The organism is Mycobacterium sp. E1715, assembly GCF_001667625.1.
Taxonomy (GTDB): Bacteria; Actinomycetota; Actinomycetes; order Mycobacteriales; family Mycobacteriaceae; genus Mycobacterium.
In genome coordinates this window covers 1-3,726 of record NZ_LZJJ01000019.1, presented here as the reverse complement: position 1 = coordinate 3,726, position 3,726 = coordinate 1, and the positions used below count along the sequence as shown (strand labels likewise).

The 3,726-nt window shown below is 66.1% G+C and carries 4 protein-coding genes; 3 read left to right on the top strand and 1 reads right to left on the bottom strand.

The window, feature by feature from the left end:
- Positions 1-856 (bottom strand): oxygenase MpaB family protein (locus A9X03_RS01005; RefSeq protein WP_068015260.1); only part of this gene is annotated, 856 nt, incomplete at its 3' end.
- A gap of 66 nt (positions 857-922) precedes the next feature.
- On the opposite strand from A9X03_RS01005, the gene A9X03_RS01000 reads away from it, so the two are divergent.
- From A9X03_RS01000 to dusB, 3 genes are all read left to right on the top strand, one after another.
- Positions 923-1,528, top strand: a complete 606-nt coding sequence (locus A9X03_RS01000; RefSeq protein ID WP_067752156.1) for a TetR/AcrR family transcriptional regulator — start codon at positions 923-925, stop codon at positions 1,526-1,528.
- A gap of 173 nt (positions 1,529-1,701) precedes the next feature.
- The gene (locus A9X03_RS00995) at positions 1,702-2,724 is read left to right on the top strand and encodes an acyl-ACP desaturase (RefSeq protein WP_067752159.1); all 1,023 of its coding nucleotides are present in this window, start codon (positions 1,702-1,704) and stop codon (positions 2,722-2,724) included.
- Between the two features lie 55 nt (positions 2,725-2,779).
- Positions 2,780-3,726, top strand: a 947-nt coding sequence (dusB, locus tag A9X03_RS00990) for a tRNA dihydrouridine synthase DusB (RefSeq protein WP_231975318.1), incomplete at its 3' end; no start/stop codon positions are given.

The following is a 3,726-nucleotide window of genomic DNA, read 5'->3' as shown; positions in this document are numbered from 1 at the left end:
GGCGCACCAGGTTGCCGAAGCGCCGGTGCAGCCACTCGTCGCGGTCGGACCACTCAAAGCCCAACCGTTCGCGAACGGCCGGGTGATACAAGCCCACCGTGAGCCAGACGAAGAACGGCCGCGACAGCCTGGTCAGGCCGCCCCACAGCCAGTCCGGGAGCCAGGGAGCGATCGGCAGCTTGTCATAGATGGTCAGATCGAGCACGGCCCGCGTCGCGTAATTGTCCTCTAATACGTTGCGGCACATGTGGTCCCAGTATTCCTGAAACTCTTCCCAGGTCTTGGGCACCGGGCGCATGCTCATGCCGTACATCCGGTACCACTGAATGTGTTCGTCGAAGAGCTGCCGCTTGTCGGCCTCCGTCAGACCGCCGCCGAACCGCTCCGCCACCAGAATCGTGCCCATGAAGAACGTGGAGTGTGCCCAATAGAAGACGTCGGGATTCAGCGCGTGATACCGGCGGCCTTGGTCGTCCACGCCCTTGATGTCGGTGTGGTAGTCGCGGACCTCGGCGCCCGTCGTCGGAGCGCGGTCGCCGTCGAAGACCACCCCGCCGATCGGATACAGCGACCGCATCACCCGCGGCAGGGGTTCGCGGAAGAACGTCGAGTGCTGCTCCACGGCGGCGCCCAACTGCGGGTGCATGTTCTGCATGGATCCCGCGAACGGGCCCTGCAGCATGCCGCGCCAATCACCGAAATACCGCCACGTCAGCGAGTCGGGCCCCAGCGGGACCGGTGGCGCCTCGTAGCCCAGGGGCGACACCGGGCAGCCGGCGGCCACGGCGGGTCCGCCCGATTCGTCGCAGGCGACGTCGCTGGTCAGCGGCCGGGGTCCGGACGTATGTTGGGTCACTATTGGATTCCTGTGGGTATCTGCAAATCTGACTACACGCGTTGTCAGTTCTAGCTTAGGAGCGATGTGCAGTCCGGTCAACGACGGGGCCGGTGGACCGGCGTCCCCCTGGGGGATCGCCTCACCCTCCGTCGCGACAACCTCATCGCCGCCGGCGTGCAATTGCTCGGCAGCGGCAGCCGGCCCGCGCTGACCGTGCGCGCGGTGTGCCGCGAGGCCGCCCTGACTGAGCGGTATTTCTACGAAAGCTTCTCGGACCGCGACGAATTCGTCCGCGCGGTCTACGACGACGTGTGTACGCGCGCGATGAACACGCTCACTTCGGCGAACACCCCGCGGGAAGCCGTCGAAAAGTTCGTCGAGCTGATGGTCGACGATCCGGTTCGCGGCCGGGTGCTGTTGCTGGCGCCGGCGGTCGAACCGATCCTGACCCGGTCTGGCGCGGAGTGGATGCCCAACTTCATCGAACTGCTGCAGCGCAAGCTGTCGCGGATCGGTGACCCGGTGCTGGAGAAGATGATCGCCACCAGCCTGGTCGGCGGCCTTTCGAGCCTGTTCACCGCGTACCTGAACGGGCAGCTCGGTGCAACGCGAAAACAATTCATCGACTACTGCGTCAACATGCTGTACATCACGGCCGCCCCGTACGTGCCCGCCCCCGACTTGGGCTAGTGCGACTGCCGGTTTATCGACTCCGCCCCGGCGGCAACCCTTACGACCTGAGCTGAACGCCCCGGATGTGGGATCTAACCGTTACGCGGCGCGCGGCCAGGCAGCTTGATGCTACTGAGGTACACAGATATATTGACTGCTACCCGTCGACACAGATAACTGGAGGGGCCCCCATGTCAGCAGAGCTGACAAACCTACAGCTGCTGCACGAGCTCGAACCGGTGGTCGAGAAATGCCTCAACCGGCACGAGAGCATGCACAAGAACTGGAACCCGCACGACTACATCCCGTGGTCCGACGGGAAGAACTTCTACGCGCTGGGCGGGCAGGACTGGCACCCCGAGGAAAGCCAGCTCTCCGACCTCGCCCAGGTGGCGATGGTGCAGAACCTCATGACCGAAGACAACCTGCCGTCATACCACCGCGAGATCGCGATGAACTTCGGCTTGGACGGCGCCTGGGGCCAGTGGGTCAACCGGTGGACCGCCGAAGAAAACCGGCACGGCATCGCGCTGCGCGACTACCTGGTCGTGACCCGCGCCGTGGACCCCGTCGAGCTGGAGAAACTCCGCATCGAGGTGGTGAACCGGGGCTTCAGCCCGGGCCAGAACCAGCAGGTGCGGGCCGACCTGTTCGCCGAGAGCCTGTTCGACTCGGTCATCTACGTGACCTTCCAGGAGCTGGCGACCCGGATTTCACACCGCAACACCGGCAAGGCCTGCAACGAGACCATCGCCGACCAGTTGCTGCAGAAGATCTCCGCCGACGAGAACCTGCACATGATCTTCTACCGCGACGTCAGCGAGGCCGGGTTCGAGATTGCGCCCAACCAGGCAATGAAAGAGCTGCACAAGGTGCTGCGCAACTTCCAGATGCCCGGCTACCAGGTCCCCGAGTTCCGGCGCAAGGCCGTCTTCATCGCCGTCGGCGGCGTCTACGACCCGCGCATCCACCTCGACGACGTCGTCATGCCCGTCCTGAAGAAATGGCGCATCTTCGAGCGCGAGGACTTCACCGGCGAGGCGGCGGCGATGCGCGACGACCTCGCCTTGCTGATCAAGGAACTCGAGCAGGCCTGCGACAAGTTCGAGATCTCGAAGCAGCGCCAGCTCGAGCGGGAAGCCCGCACCGGCAAGAAGACCACCGCGTTCGAGCTGCACCAGACCGCCGGCAAGCTGGCTATGAGCCGCCGGTAACCCAGCGTTGCGCATCGGTCCCATCACGCTCGCCAGCCCGGTGGTGCTGGCCCCGATGGCGGGCGTGACCAACGTCGCATTCCGAACGCTGTGTCGTGAGCTCGAGCGGTCGAAGGCCGGCACCGTCAGCGGGCTCTACGTCTGCGAGATGGTGACGGCGCGCGCCCTCGTCGAGCGCCACCCGGTCACCATGCACATGACCACGTTCGCTCCCGATGAGTCGCCACGCTCGTTGCAGCTCTACACGGTCGACCCGGCGACCACGTACGACGCCGCCCGAATGATCGTCGACGAGGGCCTGGCCGACCATATCGACATGAATTTCGGCTGTCCGGTGCCCAAGGTGACCAAACGCGGCGGCGGCGCCGCGCTGCCGTACAAGCGGCGGCTGTTCGGCCAGATCGTCGCGGCGGCCGTGCGTGCCGCCGAGGGTTCCGGGGTGCCGGTGACCGTCAAGTTCCGCGTCGGCATCGACGACGAGCATCACACGCACCTCGACGCCGGCCGCATCGCCGAGACCGAGGGCGCCGCCGCCGTCGCGCTGCACGCCCGCACGGCGGCGCAGCGCTACTCCGGCACCGCCGACTGGGAACAGATCGCGCTGCTCAAGCAGCACGTGACGACGATTCCGGTGTTGGGTAACGGCGACATTTACGACGCCAGCGACGCGCTGGCGATGATGGCCAAAACCGGCTGCGACGGCGTCGTCATCGGCCGCGGCTGCTTGGGTCGCCCCTGGCTTTTCGCCGAACTCTCGGCCGCGTTCACCGGGAGCCCGGCCCCCACCCCGCCCACGTTGGGTGAAGTCGCCGACATCGTCCGCCGACACGGGCGGCTGCTGGCCGCGCACTTCGGCGAGGACAAGGGCATGCGCGACATCCGCAAGCACATCGGGTGGTACCTGCACGGCTTTCCGGCCGGCTCGGGGCTGCGCCGGGCGCTGGCGATGGTCAAGACGCTCGACGAACTCGATTCTCTGCTAAGCCAATTGGACGGCACGGT

Excerpts from the sequence above, each read along its gene's own strand:
- A9X03_RS00995 (WP_067752159.1), top strand. The coding sequence starts at position 1,702 with ATGTCAGCAGAGCTGACAAACCTACAGCTGCTGCACGAGCTCGAACCG.